At 61.5% G+C, this 15,432-nt stretch carries 9 protein-coding genes; 5 read left to right on the top strand and 4 right to left on the bottom strand.

Annotation, left to right across the window (positions count from 1 at the left end; genetic code table 11):
* Window positions 1–25: 25 nt before the first annotated feature.
* Genes M5J09_RS05075 through M5J09_RS05065 form a run of 3 tightly spaced genes read left to right on the top strand, consistent with a single transcriptional unit; the run spans window position 26 to window position 5,282 of the window.
* A complete protein-coding gene (locus M5J09_RS05075) occupies window positions 26–1,450 on the top strand; it encodes a hypothetical protein (RefSeq protein ID WP_257157185.1) in 1,425 nt (474 codons plus the stop codon).
* A complete protein-coding gene (locus M5J09_RS05070; protein WP_257157184.1) occupies window positions 1,450–2,553 on the top strand; it encodes a glutamate ABC transporter substrate-binding protein in 1,104 nt (367 codons plus the stop codon). Before M5J09_RS05075 ends, M5J09_RS05070 begins: the two co-directional genes overlap by 1 nt.
* Window positions 2,550–5,282, top strand: coding sequence for a serine/threonine protein kinase (locus M5J09_RS05065; protein WP_257157183.1), 2,733 nt, complete (start codon window positions 2,550–2,552; stop codon window positions 5,280–5,282). Before M5J09_RS05070 ends, M5J09_RS05065 begins: the two co-directional genes overlap by 4 nt.
* 125 nt (window positions 5,283–5,407) lie before the next feature.
* Here the strand turns inward: M5J09_RS05065 and M5J09_RS05060 are convergent, their stop codons facing one another.
* Both M5J09_RS05060 and pta read right to left on the bottom strand, forming a co-directional pair.
* On the bottom strand, window positions 5,408–6,628 hold the full coding sequence (locus M5J09_RS05060; protein ID WP_042532452.1) for an acetate kinase: 1,221 nt from the start codon (window positions 6,626–6,628) through the stop codon (window positions 5,408–5,410).
* Window positions 6,629–7,984 carry a phosphate acetyltransferase gene (gene pta / locus M5J09_RS05055; protein WP_257157182.1) on the bottom strand — a complete coding sequence of 452 codons (1,356 nt, stop codon included), beginning with the start codon at window positions 7,982–7,984 and terminating at the stop codon, window positions 6,629–6,631.
* 352 nt (window positions 7,985–8,336) lie between these two features.
* On the opposite strand from pta, the gene M5J09_RS05050 reads away from it, so the two are divergent.
* Together M5J09_RS05050 and M5J09_RS05045 are read left to right on the top strand one after the other, a co-directional pair.
* Window positions 8,337–10,466 (top strand): glucose PTS transporter subunit IIA, encoded by a 2,130-nt coding sequence (locus M5J09_RS05050; protein ID WP_257157181.1) that lies wholly within the window; start codon window positions 8,337–8,339, stop codon window positions 10,464–10,466.
* A 142-nt stretch (window positions 10,467–10,608) separates the two neighbouring features.
* A complete protein-coding gene (locus tag M5J09_RS05045; protein WP_257157180.1) occupies window positions 10,609–11,436 on the top strand; it encodes a PRD domain-containing protein in 828 nt (275 codons plus the stop codon).
* Window positions 11,437–11,484: 48 nt separating this feature from the next.
* Here the strand turns inward: M5J09_RS05045 and M5J09_RS05040 are convergent, their stop codons facing one another.
* Both M5J09_RS05040 and M5J09_RS13190 read right to left on the bottom strand, forming a co-directional pair.
* Entirely contained in the window at window positions 11,485–12,480 is a 996-nt protein-coding gene (locus M5J09_RS05040; protein ID WP_257157179.1) for a class F sortase, read from the bottom strand.
* Between the two features lie 160 nt (window positions 12,481–12,640).
* Window positions 12,641–15,432, bottom strand: a 2,792-nt coding sequence (locus tag M5J09_RS13190) for a VaFE repeat-containing surface-anchored protein (protein WP_306558077.1), incomplete at its 5' end; no start/stop codon positions are given.

Here is a 15,432-nt window from a genome sequence, read left to right as displayed (position 1 = left end):
GGGTGAAGAGCGCTATCCTAAGGGAATGACCGGCCCGGCCACCGAACTGCGCGAGCACTCCCCCGAATCGTGGGGCGATCACTGGCTCAATGACGTCACCGAGCCCGCCGCACCAGCGTTTAGCCGTCCCACGCAGCTAGCCATGAGTTCTTTTGCTGGCCCGGCGCGCGTGGTGAGGCGTCTCTACAGCTTCGCCGCCACCACCCCAGGCAAGCTTTTTACCGTCACGCTCATCCTCACCGCGGCCCTCGCTGCGGCGGGTTTTTCCATGTCTTCATCCTCAGCCGCCCGCCATGACGACCTCGACGCGCTGTTGACCTCAACCGAGCCGATGTCGAATGCGGCGCACCATCTTTACACCAACCTCTCGCTCGCAGACACGGTTGCCACCACCGGCTTTGTCCAAGCAGGTGTGGAGCCGGAGGGCAACCGCAAGCGCTATAACGAAGCCATCGACGCCGCTGCCGTCGCCGCCACACAGTCCGTCGTGGGCTCTTCTGCCGAGGATGAACGCGTGCGCGAACTCGTCACGTTTATCCAGCGCGAGCTGCCCGTCTATACCGCTCTGGTGGAAAAGGCCCGCGTCAACCACCGCGCGGGCAATGCGGTGGCAAATTCCTACATGTCGAATGCCTCTGCGCTGATGCGCACCCGCATTCTTCCGGCCGCGGCGGAGCTGTTCACCTTGACTTCGGAAAAGGTCACCCAGCAGCAACAACGCCTTACCCGCCCGCAGTGGGTCCCGCTCTCCGGACTGGTGGCGGCGCTCATCTTTTTGGGCTTGGCTCAATGGTGGCTGTGGCGCCTCACCCGCCGCCGCCTCAACCGCGGATTCGTCGTAGCAACGGGCTTGCTCTTTATCGCCTTGGCATGGGCCTCCGCCGCGAACTTTGCCACATGGGCCTCGGGCCACCAGGGCTTCGAAACGGTTTCGCGCCCCTGGGACTCGCTCACTGCGTCCCGTATTGAGGCCCAGCAGATGCGTACCTCCGAGACCCTCGCGCTGGTCCTACGATCCTCCCAGCAAGACATGTCCGTGCACTTCAACTCCACGGTCTACTCCGTCAACCAGGCCCTGCGGAATTATGAAGAGGCTCTGGACGAGAGCTCCGATCCCACCCTCATCCCCCAGGCCACGCAGGCAGTGGAGGATTGGAGCACCACGCACGAGGCCTTCATGGAGGACCTTTCCACGGGCGACTACGACGCCGCGGTGTACCAAGCCACCGCCATCGATCCGGATGGCGCCCCTACCGCCGCCAGCGCTTTCAATGCGGTGGACAATTCACTGGCCGCCCTCATCGATGAGGCCCGCGAGTCCATGCGCCAGTACTTGATGCAGGGCCTTAACGCCATGACCCTGGTGTCCACGGGTGTTTCGCTGGCGACGTTCGGCGCCATCATCGCGGTGTGGTTGGGCATTCGTCCGCGTCTGCAGGAGTACCTCTAATGAAACGCCTGTGCTTGTCAGCGTCCCTCCTGGCCACCTTCTCCCTCATGCTGAGCGCCTGCGAGACTACCCACACCACGGCGCCAGATCCCGTCCTGTCCACGAGCGCGGATATCCATTCCACCCCCGGCCCACCGCTGCCGGAGGATGCCATCATCGAACCGGCCGGTGTGGGCGAAGCAGCCAAGCCGAACGATGCGGAGCCCTATGGTTCCTACCGTCCGGATGACAAGACTCCGGAAGAGCGCGTGCCGGACATTATCAAGCGCGGCCGCCTCATCGTGGGTGTGGATCGCTCCAATAACCTGTTGAGCTACCGCGATACCGTCACCGGTGAGGTGCGCGGCTTTGAAGTGGACATTGCCCGCGAAATCGCCCACGATATCTTCGGTGACTCGTCCAAGGTGGATTTCCGCTTCGTGGAGGCCTCCGACCGCGCCAAGGCCCTCAATGATCGCACGGTGGACATGGTCATTCGCACCATGACGATTAGTCCGGAACGCCAGCGCGAGGTGGCTTTTTCCATCCCGTACATGAAGACGGATGCCCGCTTGCTCGTGCTCAAGAACTCCGGCATTCATTCCATTGAGGACGCCGCGGGGCTGACGCTCTGCGCGGCGAAAGGCTCAACCATGGTGGATGCCATTCGCAAGCATTCCCCGTCCTCCGACATTCTGGAGACCCACGCGTGGGGCGATTGCCTCATGGCCCTGCAGCTGGGGCAGACCGATGGCATTGTGGTCGATGATGCGCTGCTGTCAGGCATGCTGGCTCAGGATTCCTACACCGAGATCGTCGGCGATGCCCTGGAAACCCAACGCTACGGCGTGGCCGTGCGCAAGCCGGATGCCTCCTATGACTCCCGCCCCCTCATCCGGCAGGTGAACTCCACCTTGGAGCGCATCCGCTCCGATGGCACGTGGCTGAGGCTCTTCAACACATGGTTGGGAGATTACATGGATCGCCCCTCGCTTCCCGCGCCGAAGTATCTCAACGAGACACCGCCTGCCACAAAGTCCACCTCCTCGGAAGAGTCTTCTGGTGAGGGCCACGCCACCAAGGGCGATAACAAGGCCGACACGACGAAGGAGGGACAACCGTGACGCACCGCTTCAGCGAAGACGAGCTCGATCACCTCACGCCCGAGGACCACGAGCCGGACGCTGCGTCCTCAGCACACCCCGCCCCCAGTGATGCCTCGCGCTACGACGACACCAACGACGCCACCGAGGCCGTTCCTTTCGACCCCTTCGCCGACGACGACTACGAGGTCGACAACGACGTCGACAGCGACGTCGACAGTGAAGGGACTAGCAAAGGCAACACCCCTGCGGCTGCAGAAGAAGCCTCAGATGCCACCGTCGCCGCCGTCCGCCCATCCAGCGCCCAGGGAGCAGCCGACGCCGGTGGCTCTGCCGGGGCATCAGACCCTGCCGAAGCTTTCGACCACACCGCGGCCGTTCCCTTCGATCCTTTTGCCGACGATGAGGACGATGGCGATGACGGCAATGCAGACGGCGTCGTCCTGCCTACACCCGCCCACCCCGGCGCGGGCGGTAAGGCCACTGGTCGAGCACCACGCTCTGGTACATCCGGCGACGGTGACTACGTCGATTCCGACAACATCGCTGCGCTAATTGAGGAACTGGGCCAGCTGCGTGATCGCCGCAAGACTGAGGATCCTTCCCAGGCCTCACGCCGCCGCGCCATCGACACCTTCCGTCAGCGGCGCACCACCAAGCGCACCGACCGCGAGGTGGCCGACGGCATGACCACCTTGCCCTTCGTTGTTCCCAGCAACCCGCGCGAGGCGCTCATTGATCCGGAGGATTCGCCACGCGTTGCCCCGCCGCAGCTTAAGCCCGGTGACATAGTGGCGGAGCAGTACGAGATTCTCGGCGTCCTTGCCCACGGTGGCCTGGGATGGATTTACCTGGCCAATGACCACTTCGTTTCCGGGCGCATCGTCGTGCTTAAAGGCATGCAGTCAGAAAACTCCGCCGAACAAACCGCCACTGCTGAATCGGAGCGCGAGTTCTTGGCGGATATTACACACCCGAACATCGTCAAGATTTTCAACTTCATCGATGACGCCCGCGTGCCCGGCGGCTTCATCGTTATGGAATACGTCGGTGGCCCCTCACTCAAGAACCGCCGCAACCACCAGGAGAATGACGTCTTCCCGGTCGATACTGCGATTGCGTACATCCTGGAGATCCTCCCCGCTTTGGATTACCTCCACGCACGCGGCGTGGTCTACAACGACTTGAAACCGTCCAACATCATCGTCACTGAAGACCAAGTCAAGCTCATTGATCTCGGCGCGGTCTCCGGCATCGGTGCTTTCGGCCACATCTATGGCACCCAAGGTTTCCAGGCCCCGGAAATCGCCACCAAGGGGCCCTCCATTGCCAGCGACATCTACACCATCGGCCGCACCTTGGCCTGCATGGTGCTCAAGCTGCCGGTCGAGGACGGCGTGTACAAACCTGGCCTGCCCACCCCGGCCGAGGAGCCGCTGCTGCGCCGCTATCTCTCCTTCTACCGCCTCCTGCTGCGCGCTACGGATTCGGATCCGGACAAGCGCTTCCACTCCGTGTCTGAGCTGCGCAATCAGCTCTTTGGCGTGCTCCGTGAGGTCATCGCCATCCGCGATGGCATCCAGCACCCGGCCCAGCACTCGGTGTTCTCTCCGCAGCGTACAACCTTCGGCACCAAGCACCTGGTCTTCCGCACGGACCAGCTCATTGACGGCATCGATCGCACCGTCCGCATCACCGCCCCCGAGGTCGTTTCCGCCCTTCCGGCCCCGCTCATCATGCGTTCCGATGTGGGCGCCTCGCTGCTCCAGGGCTCCTCCTACACGGAGCCACAGGAAGCTCTGGAGACACTCCGCCAGGCCATGCAGACTCCCGAGTATGAAGAGTCCGCGGAGATTCCCCTCGGCGTGGTGCGCGCGATGATTGACCTGGGATATATCGGTCAGGCCCGCGAATGGCTGACCTCCATCAAGGACCGCCTGGGCAATGACTGGCGTTTCCACTGGTATTCCGGCGTGGCGGAGCTGCTGCTGGACAAGTACCGCGAGGCCCAGGCTCACTTCGCCCATGTCCTCGACATTTTACCTGGTGAAGCTGCCCCTAAGTTGGCCATTGGCGCGGTCAATGAACTGATTCTCCAACAGTTGGGGTTCTCAGAAGCAGCGCTTATCGACGCCTCCGTGGCCCGCGCCTGCGCCAACCTCACCACCTCGCTTGCGGATCTACCCAACGAGGTTTTCGAGGAACAGCCGGGAATCTGGGACCACGTCACCGAGGAGCCAGCGCACCTGCGTTTCAACTCGATGCGACTTTACGGAATCGTGTGGGCCACGAACCCATCGACGGTTTCCTCCGCCTTCGGCTTGGCCCGCCAGCTACGCGCGGAACACCAAGTGGAACTGGCCGTGACCACCTTGGACAAGGTCCCGAATGCCTCGCGCCATCACCGCATGGCGCGCCTGACCACGATTCTGCAGCTCATTGTCCATGATCTCTCCGAGTCGCGCATTCGCCGCGCTGCCCGCCGCCTTGAGGAGATTCCGCAGAACGAACCGCGGTTCCTCCAGATCAAGATTGCCGTCATCTCGGCCGCCTTAACTTTCTTGCGCGATGCCGACCTTGACGCTTCGGCTTCCCCCAACGACCTTTTCGAGTTTCCCTTTACCCAGCGCGGCCTGCGCTATGGCCTGGCCGATACTCTGCGGGCTCTTGCCCGCCAGGCGCCCTTCTCGCGCCACCGCTACGCCCTCGTAGACCTGGCCAACAAGGTCCGCCCGGTCACCCTTTTCTAGCTCCCACGGCATTCTAGCTCCCCTACGCACGCCGAAACCCCCGAGAGAAGAACACCACTCTCAGGGGTCTGCCCGGAATCAACGTGTTGAACAGTTGAAAAGATGAAGCACGGACAGGCTAAGACCTAGTAAAGGCCCGCCTCACGTGCCATGTCTGCGATGACCGCAGACTTCTGCGCAATTGCCAACTCCTCGTTGGTCGGCACGACGAAAACCTTGACCTGGGACTCGGCGGTCGAAATCATGCGCGGTTCCTTGGAGCGCACCAGGTTGGCTTCCTTATCAAAGTCAATGCCGTACATATCCAGGTTGTACAAGGAATCCTGGCGGACCTCGGTGTCATTCTCACCCACACCGGCGGTGAAGGTGATGGCATCCACGCGGCCCAGCGCAATCATGTAGGAACCGATGAAGCGACGCAGCTGGTGGATGTAGATGTTGTACGCCAGCCAAGCATCCTGGTCCTCGTTGTTGATGCGCTCACGCAGCACGCGGAAGTCGTTGACACCCGCAATGCCCTTCACACCAGACTGCTTGTTGAGCAGGTTGTCAATCTCATCGATCGACATGCCCGCCTGACGCGACAGATGGAAGATGATGCCCGGATCGATGTCACCGGAACGGGTACCCATGGCCAGACCAGCCAGCGGGGTGAGGCCCATCGAGGTGTCAATCGGGCGGCCGTTGCGGATAGCGGCCGCAGAGGCACCATTGCCCAGGTGGAGGGTGATTTGGTGCGTGTGCTCAGGGTCGCGCCCCAGCAAGCCTGGAACCTGCTGCGAAACAAATTCGTGGGAGGTTCCGTGGAAGCCATAACGACGAACGTCATACTTCGAGGCCACCTCATTGTTGATGGCGTAGAGCGCAGCTGCCGGAGGCATCTGGTTGAAAAACGCGGTATCAAAAACCGCGACGTGCGGGATGTCCGGCAGCAGCTTGCGGGCCACACGAATGCCGTCGAGGTTGGCCGGGTTGTGCAGCGGAGCCAGCGGGATGAGGTCCTCAATCATGGACTCAATCTGGTCCACGATGAGCTGCGGCTCACTGAACAGGCGGCCGCCGTGCACAACACGGTGGCCTACCGCGATGACCTCGACATCCGTCGGGCCCACGCCGTGCTCGTGCATGATGCTAAATGCACGGTCGAGGCCGAAGGAGTGGGAGGGAATCTCCAGTTCTTCCTTGTATTCCTCACCGCCGGTCTTGACGGTCACCGCACCCTGCGGCTCACCAACCTGCTCCACCAAGCCGGAGACCAGCGGGGTATCGGTAGCGGAGCTTTCCGGATCGACCAGCTGGAACTTAACTGAAGAGGAGCCTGAGTTCAGAACGAGTACGTACGCCATTTACTTCACTCCTGCCTGGATAGCGGTGATCGCCACAGTGTTGATGATGTCCGGGACGGTCGCACCGCGGGAGAGGTCGTTGACTGGCTTGTTGAGGCCCTGCAAGATTGGGCCGACTGCTAGGGCGCCGCCGGTGCGCTGCGCGGTCTTGTAGCCGATGTTGCCGGCCTCCAGGTCCGGGAAGACGAAGACGGAAGCCTGACCAGCGACCGGGGACTCCGGTGCCTTCTTGGCGGCCACGCCCGGGTCGCACGCAGCGTCGAACTGCAGCGGACCGTCCACCGCCACGGAGGAATCGATGTTCTTGGCGGCTTCCACGGCTGCCGTAACTTTTTCCACGTCTGGGCCAGCACCGGAGGTACCGGTGGAGTAGGACAGCAGGGCCACGCGCGGGTCCAGGCCAAACTGCGCGGCAGTCTGAGCCGAGACGATGGCGATCTCACCAAGCTGCTCCGGAGTCGGGTTCGGGTTCACAGCGCAGTCACCAAAGGCCCACAGGCGGCCCGGCATGACCATGAGGAAGATGGAGGAGACCACGGAGGCTTCCGGCTTGGTCTTAATGATCTGGAAGGACGGCTTGATGGTGTGCGCCGTGGTGTGCGCGGCACCGGAGACCATGCCATCAGCCAGGCCCTTGTGGACCATCATGGTGGCGAAGTAGGACACGTCCTTCATGGTCTCGCGCGCCTGCTCCAGGGTCACGCCCTTCTTCTTGCGCAGCTCAGCGAAGTCCGCGGCAAATTCTTCCGCCAGCTGGGATTCGAGGTGGTTGATGATCTCCACGCCGGACAGGTCGATCCCCAGTTCCTGGGCGCGCTTCTCGACGTTCCCATCGCCCAGAATCGTCAACTTCGCCACCTTGCCCTTGATGAGCTCACCGGCCGCTTCCAGGATGCGGTCATCCTCGCCCTCCGGCAGGACGATGTGCGCGCCCACCTCGCGGGCTTGGTCCAGAAGCTGCTTCTGGAAGAGCTCCGCGCACATGCGGGGTTCAATCTCCTCCAGCGCAGCGAGAGCGCCGGGAACCGAGGAGACATCGGTCAGCGCGTCCACCACAGTCGCTCCCACGGAGCGTGCGTGATCGAGGGCAAGCTCCGCGGTGCGGGCAGGCGCGTTGGAGATGAGCACGAACGGCAGACCCAAGGCCGCTGCGGCCTTGGCATCAAAGTCCATGACACCCGTGCCCTGAAGGACTACGTTGCCCTCCGGGACGTTGTCGAGGACCTGGCTCAGTTCCGTGCCAAGGTCATCAACCTTGGCGAAGGTGGCGCCGAGCTCCTGCGCAACAGCCTCAACCCCCAAGCCGTCGAAGCCGCGTCCGATGACGCTGATGAATGCGGAATTACGTGAGGACATTGTGGGCATGAACAACCTTTCTCTCATGGGAAGGCGTGTAGCCCCGCTCACACACAGGGCACACAGTGACACCTTCACAGTACGGGAACATGCCGCGTTACGTCGCACCGACGTTTCCGGCCCCACACCATCTTCCCTGCACACACGCCCCTGCCGCACAAGGAAGTGCCCTATTACACACAGACTTGTTTAACGTGATGCGTGCGGAGTAGGCTCCTAAGCAGGATTGTTACTTCGGGCAAGACCTAGGCTCCCCACTCATTGCCGCGTGGGGATGGTTCGACATGAACCATAGTGGCCTAGGTCTTTTGTGGTTTTCAGGCCCCGCCCGCTTACCCACGAAAGGACTCTCATGTCGACTCAGACTCGCTCGGCAGCCGAGGCCATCCTCGATGGCATCGGCGGGGCGGAGAACATCACCTCGCTCACGCACTGTGCCACGCGCCTCCGCTTCGAGCTCGCCGATTCCTCCAAGGCGGACAAAGAGGCACTCGAGGCCATCCCCAAGGTCATGGGTGCCGTGCCCCAGGGCGGCCGCAACTACCAGGTGGTCATCGGCGGCGACGTCGCCACGGTCTACGACCAGATCATGGCCCTTCCCCAGATGAAGGAAGGCGGTGAGCACACCGGCCGCTCCAACGATGATGTCAAGGCCGCCGCCCGCGCCAAGTCCAAGGGCAAGGTGCCGTGGCTCGACGCCTTCTTCGAGTACCTCTCGGATTCCTTCCGCCCCATCCTGGGTGTGCTACTGGGCGCCTCCCTGGTTATCGCCTTCGCATCAGTGCTGGATGCCTTCGAAGTCGTGGACTTCCGCTCCCCGGACAAGCCGGCCTCTTGGTTCTTCGTGGATGCCATGTGGCGCTCCGTGTTCTACTTCCTGCCGGTGATGGTGGCCTACAACGCTGGTAAGAAGCTGCGCATCGACCCGTGGGTCCCGGCCACCATCATGGCCGCACTGTTTACTCCGGAGTTCCTGGACCTTTCGAGCAACCCTGCGGTCCAGTGCGTCACCAACGACACTCTGGGTGCTGAGCAGTGCTCCATCCCCATCTTCGGTATGACCATGCAGCTGCCGGAGTACGGCGGCAACGTCTTCGTGCCGCTCATCATGGCGGCCGTGGCGGCGCTGTTCTACAAGGGTTTCCAGAAGATCATCCCGTCCGCAGTTCACATGGTCTTCGTCCCGTTCCTGACCCTGCTCTTCGTCATCCCGTTGACCGCTTTTATCATTGGCCCGTTCGGCGTGTGGGCCGGTAACGGCATTGGCGCCGGTCTGTCCTGGATGAATGACAACGCTCCGTTCGTCTTCGCCCTGGCCATCCCAATGCTCTACCCATTCTTGGTCCCGCTGGGCCTGCACTGGCCGCTCAACGCCCTCATGCTGGTCAACATCCAGACCTTGGGCTATGACTTCATCCAGGGCCCGATGGGCGCATGGAACTTCGCTTGCTTCGGCGCCACCGCTGGTGTCCTGGCCATTTCCATCCGTGACCACGACACCGTGATGCGCCAGACCTCTGGCTCGGCCCTCCTGGCGGGCCTGCTCGGCGGTGTTTCCGAACCTTCCCTCTACGGTATCCACCTGCGCTACAAGAGGATTTACCCGCGCATGCTGGTCGGCTGCTTCGCTGGTGGCCTGACCGTGGCTCTGCTGACCCTGGGCACGAACGGCATTACGACCGACGCCTTCGTCTTCACCTCCCTGCTGACCATTTCGGTCTTCACCCCGATGGCCAAGTACGCCATCTCCATCGCCGTGGCGTTCGTCGTGGCCTTCCTGCTCATCTTCTTCACCGACTACCGCACCCCGGAGGAGCGCGCTGAGGCCAAGGCCGCACGTGAGGCCGCCGAGCGCGGTGAAGCTAACACCGACAATGCCGGCGACGCCAGTGACGCCGCGCTTGCCGACGCCTCCCCTACCACCACCGAAACCGCCGGCGCTACCGGTGCTGGTGCTGCGGGTGCTGCAACCGCTACCGCCACCAAGAGCGACGCCCCGGCCAAAGCCGCTGAGCCTGCTGCGGGTACGACCACCGACATCGCCTCCCCGGCTGCCGGTGAGGTTGTAGCCATGGCCGACATCGATGACCCGGTCTTCTCCGCCGGCACGCTCGGTGATGGTGTGGGCATCGTCCCTGAAAACAATGACGTCTACTCCCCCGTGTCCGGCACCGTGGTCAGCGCCATGAAATCCGGCCACGCCTACGGCATCAAGACTTCAGACGGCGTGGAGGTCCTCGTCCACATCGGTATCAACACCGTAAAGATGAAGGGCGAGGGTTTCACCCCGGCCGTCAAGAAGGGCGACACCGTGAAGAAGGGTGAGCTCCTAGCCACCGTTGACTTCGACAAGGTCCGCGCGGCCGGCTACGACACCACCATCGTCCTAGCTGTAACCAACACCAAGGCTTTGGCTGCCGTGTCCCCGGCTGGTCTGAAGCACGCATCTGCGGGCGACACGGTTATCACCACCACCCGTTAACAACCTCCGACTAAGCTGGCTCGATGTTCCGCCATCGTGGCCAGCTTTGTCATATGCGGATCGAACCTTATCCTCGGGCCCACCCCAGGCCCAGTCGGCCTTTCTTCACAAGAAGAGTCCTCCCACAAGAGAAAGGTGCCTCGTGCAACTGTTGCGTGTGTTTAACAACAACGTCGTTCTCGCACGGCGCGGTGAGGAGGAGGTCATCGTCACTGGCCGCGGTATCGGCTTCCAAGCCCACCCCGGATCACCAGTAGATCCGGACAAGGTGGCCAAGGTTTTCGTCCCCGATTCTGGCCGCGATCCCGATCACCTCGCCGCCATGATTGCCGGTATCCCCGGCGAGTACGTGCAGCTGGTCATTGATGCCATGCACAGCGTGGACATGTCGGAGGCCCTGCGCAGCAAGCTCACGCTCGTCGTGGCAGTTGCGGATCACATCCACGGCGCGGTCTCTCGGGGTACCGCAATCGCTTACCCCTTGGAGGCTGAGGTCCGCCATCTTTACGCTGAGGACTTTGCCCTCGCGCAGCATCTTCTGGCCGCCATTAACGATGGCCTTCAGAAGCCCCTAGCCCAGGATGAGGCTGTGGCTATTACCTTGCACCTTGTCAACGCTGGCTTCGCCGTCGGTGATTTGTCGGGCACCTACCGCATGACGGGCCTCATCCAGCAGATTTTGGCCGTGATTGGTTCCCACAATGACACGGAGCTCAACAGCGAGGACATCTCCGTCGCCCGTTTCATCACGCACCTGCGCTACCTCTTCGTGCGCATGGCGGAGCATAAGCAACTCGATTCCGATGACCGCCAAGTAGCCACTGCCATTTCGGCCCGCTACCCCGAGGCGGGCGAGACGGCCCAGATTGTTTCCAATCTCATTGAGCTGCGCCTCGATGACGCGCTCACCCCCGATGAGATCTCCTACCTAACACTGCACATCGCACGCCTGCAGGAGGCCTCTGTCTAGCTGCAGTCAGCCCCCCACAGACGCAACTAGACAGCACTGGATCCGATATTAGGCCGCCGGTACCTCAGCCGGTACCTCAGCCGGGGCTTCAGCAGGAGCCTCAGCCGGGGCTTCAGCAGGAGCCTCTGCCGGCACTTCGCCTGCCCCTTCGACAGGCGCCACCGGCTCCGCCACGGTAATGATGTTGTCCTCGTAGCCCAGCTGGCCACCGACGAACTTTCCGCCACACGTAATGAGCACCAGGCGATTCTCGCCCTCTGTGTCATTGACAACGTCTGGGAATCCTGCGCCCTTCGGCAAACGATACGGCGCCTCCGTCACTCGGAACATGCGCTCCTCGCCATCAATGTAAACCGTGAACTCCTGCCCCTGTTCCAAGGTGGTGAATTTCTCGGCAAAGCCGGTGCCCTGGCCCTGGTAATTGATGTGGCCAGTAATCACGCTGGAGCCCACCGGGCCTGCCTCGCCGGGAACTGCCGACGCCGAGTACCAGCCCAAACGCGACACATCACGCGGCGGAATCAACATTCCGTTCTCAGTGACCTGAATTGGGTCAACCGCTGCGATCTCCTCGTTGATGCCCAGCGACATCGCACCGAAGTCACGGAATTCACCCGGGGCAGCATCAATCTCTTGGTTCTGCTCACCGGAGTCATCCACGAACGGGTCAGAGTTGGTCGTCGTCGGCGACGCCTCTGCGCTTACCGACGTCTCCTCGGCCGCCTCTTCTTCTTCCGCGTCATCCTTGCCGCCTAGCCCCACGATGAGCTGGATCAGGATCACCAGGACCGCCAGCGCTGCGACGGCGGCGATGAGGAGCTTCTTGTTGCCGCCCTGCTTCTCATCTCCGCCCACTGGGGTACTTGCTCCGGCAGGCTGCGCGGCTGGCTTCTCGTCGGAAGCCTCGCCAGTTGCCTCGACAGAGGGCTCAGCAGAATCCTCAGCACGATGCTTCGGCGTGTGCTCAACCGGCTGTCCCGCTGCCGCGTCACCTACTCTGTCCGGATCTTCCGGGTGTACGTTCCTATCCTCTTCGCCTGCCATGGCGCCTACTCCTAAATAACTAGATGTTGTTTATTTTTCTTCTTAAACGATAGACGAAAAATCCCCTCCAGCGTTTTGACCCTGGAGGGGATTCCCTTATCTCAAGTTTGGCCCCAGCCTACCCCGGCCCATTATGGGCTGGGGCGGCGTGGTGGGCGGACTACTTGATGAAGTCCTTCATGCCAGGCTCAAGCTTGGTCGCACCGGACGGTACGTGCTTGATCTCGACACGCTCAGCGTTGGACGGCAGCGGCATGCCAGCGTCCTCCGGCGGGGTAGCGTCCAGGACGACAACCTCACGGTCATCGCGACCAGTGTTTTCACCAGTCTCCTCGGACGGCTCACCAGCGTTGTCACCGGTGGACTCGCCGCGGTTATCGCCGCGGTCGTTGTCCTCGATGACCTCAGAGGTGCCCTTACCACCATCGTGGTCACCACCGTTACCACCGTTACCACCATCGATAATGAGCTTGATGAGGCCCAGACCCGGGATGAGCAGCAACCACCACGGCAGGTCAGATTTCTTCGAGCTGCCATCCTCATCACCAGGCTCATCGCCTGGCTTGTTCGGAGTGGTCTCCTCACCCGGCTCATCACCCGGCTTGTTCGGGGTCGTCTCCTCACCAGGCTCATCACCCGGCTTGTTCGGGGTCGTCTCCTCACCAGGCTCATCACCCGGCTTATTCGGAGTGGTCTCCTCACCCGGCTCATCACCCGGCTTGTTCGGGGTCGTCTCCTCACCAGGCTCATCACCCGGCTTATTCGGGGTCGTCTCCTCACCCGGCTCATCACCCGGCTTGTTCGGGGTCGTCTCCTCACCCGGCTCATCACCCGGCTTGTTCGGGGTCGTCTCCTCACCAGGCTCATCACCCGGCTTGTTCGGAGTGGTCTCATCGCCCGGCTTGTTCGGAGTGGTCTCATCGCCCGGCTCATCGCCCGGCTTGTTCGGAGTGGTCTCATCGCCCGGCTTGTTCGGAGTGGTCTCCTCACCCGGCTCAGTCGGCTCCGTCGGCTCAGTCGGCTCCGTCGGCTCAGTCGGGTTAGTCGGCTCAGTCGGGTTAGTCGGCTCAGTCGGGTTCGTCGGCTCAGTCGGGTTCGTCGGCTCAGTCGGCTCCGTCGGCTCAGTCGGGTTAGTCGGCTCAGTCGGCTCCGTCGGAGTCGTGGTCTTCTTATCCTTCGGAACCGTCTGATCCTTGTCGTTGATGTCCTCGTGAGTGGTGATCAGGTTACCGTCACCCTCCTCATTCGGAGCATCCTCGCCATTTTCATTGACCTGCTTAGAGAACAGCTTCTCAAAAGCAACCGCAGCCTCAACCGGCTCCTTCACCTTGTCGAAGACCGTAATCTCAACAACAACCTCACCATCAGCAGCCTCAGGCGTGAAAGTCTTCTCACCTTCACCCAGCACAGACTCACCGTCAGCCTTGGAAATCAACTCAGCCTTCAAGGTGTATTCCTTACCCGGGACCAAGCCCTCATAAGTCACCTTGTCATTGACCTGCGCACCAGCAACAACCTCAGTTGCGCCGTTAGCAAAGTCAGCATTCGTCGAAATCTTCGGCTCACGAGGCTCATCAACCTTCGACGTCGTCACAGTAGTAGTCGTCGTCTCAGAAGACGGAACCTCAGGCTTAGTCGGCTCCGTCGGCTCAGTCGGGTTCGTCGGCTCCGTCGGCTCCGTCGGGTTAGTCGGCTCAGTCGGGTTCGTCGGCTCAGTCGGGTTAGTCGGCTCAGTCGGCTCCGTCGGCTCAGTCGGGTTAGTCGGCTCAGTCGGGTTAGTCGGCTCAGTCGGGTTAGTCGGCTCAGTCGGCTCCGTCGGCTCAGTCGGGTTAGTCGGCTCAGTCGGCTCCGTCGGCTCAGTCGGGTTAGTCGGCTCCGTCGGCTCAGTCGGAGTCGTGGTCTTCTTATCCTTCGGAACCGTCTGATCCTTGTCGTTGATGTCCTCGTGAGTGGTGATCAGGTTACCGTCACCCTCCTCATTCGGAGCATCCTCGCCATTTTCATTGACCTGCTTAGAGAACAGCTTCTCAAAAGCAACCGCAGCCTCAACCGGCTCCTTCACCTTGTCGAAGACCGTAATCTCAACAACAACCTCACCATCAGCAGCCTCAGGCGTGAAAGTCTTCTCACCTTCACCCAGCACAGACTCACCGTCAGCCTTGGAAATCAACTCAGCCTTCAAGGTGTATTCCTTACCCGGGACCAAGCCCTCATAAGTCACCTTGTCATTGACCTGCGCACCAGCAACAACCTCAGTTGCGCCGTTAGCAAAGTCAGCATTCGTCGAAATCTTCGGCTCACGAGGCTCATCAACCTTCGACGTCGTCACAGTAGTAGTCGTCGTCTCAGAAGACGGAACCTCAGGCTTAGTCGGCTCCGTCGGCTCAGTCGGGTTCGTCGGCTCAGTCGGCTCCGTCGGGTTAGTCGGCTCAGTCGGGTTAGTCGGGTTCGTCGGCTCAGTCGGGTTAGTCGGCTCAGTCGGCTCCGTCGGCTCAGTCGGGTTAGTCGGCTCAGTCGGCTCAGTCGGCTCAGTCGGGTTAGTCGGCTCCGTCGGAGTCGTGGTCTCCCCGTCCTTAGAGGTAACAGTCTGAGCCTGATCCTTGAGATCCTTGTGCTCCGCAATCTTATTCGGAGTCTCATTACCCGGAGTCTCATCACCATTGGCCTTAACCTCCACAGAGGTCAACTCCTCAAACGCAACAGCAGCATCAACCGGCTGCTCAGCATTATCAACCTTGATATCAACCGTGGTGAAGCCCTTAGAAGAATCCGCCTCAAAATCAGCAGAACCGGTACCCAGAACAGTCTTGCCGTCCTTAGACATCAATTTCGCATCCAGGTGGTAATTCTTACCATCAACCAGACCCTCATAGGTCACAGTGTCAGTAACAACCGCACCATTAACAACACGAGTCGAACCCTCAGCAAACTTAGCCTCAGTCTTAATCGACG

The sequence above is a fragment of the Corynebacterium sp. BF-R-2 genome (genome assembly GCF_024586525.1).
GTDB lineage: Bacteria > Actinomycetota > Actinomycetes > Mycobacteriales > Mycobacteriaceae > Corynebacterium > Corynebacterium singulare.
Note: the sequence above shows the minus strand (reverse complement) of the source record. Positions and strands in the feature narration are given on the sequence as shown.

Excerpts from the sequence above, each read along its gene's own strand:
- M5J09_RS05060 (WP_042532452.1), bottom strand. The coding sequence starts at position 6,628 with ATGGCGTACGTACTCGTTCTGAACTCAGGCTCCTCTTCAGTTAAGTTC.
- M5J09_RS05050 (WP_257157181.1), top strand. The coding sequence starts at position 8,337 with ATGTCGACTCAGACTCGCTCGGCAGCCGAGGCCATCCTCGATGGCATC.
- M5J09_RS05070 (WP_257157184.1), top strand. The coding sequence starts at position 1,450 with ATGAAACGCCTGTGCTTGTCAGCGTCCCTCCTGGCCACCTTCTCCCTC.
- M5J09_RS05040 (WP_257157179.1), bottom strand. The coding sequence starts at position 12,480 with ATGGCAGGCGAAGAGGATAGGAACGTACACCCGGAAGATCCGGACAGA.
- pta (WP_257157182.1), bottom strand. The coding sequence starts at position 7,984 with ATGTCCTCACGTAATTCCGCATTCATCAGCGTCATCGGACGCGGCTTC.
- M5J09_RS05075 (WP_257157185.1), top strand. The coding sequence starts at position 26 with ATGACCGGCCCGGCCACCGAACTGCGCGAGCACTCCCCCGAATCGTGG.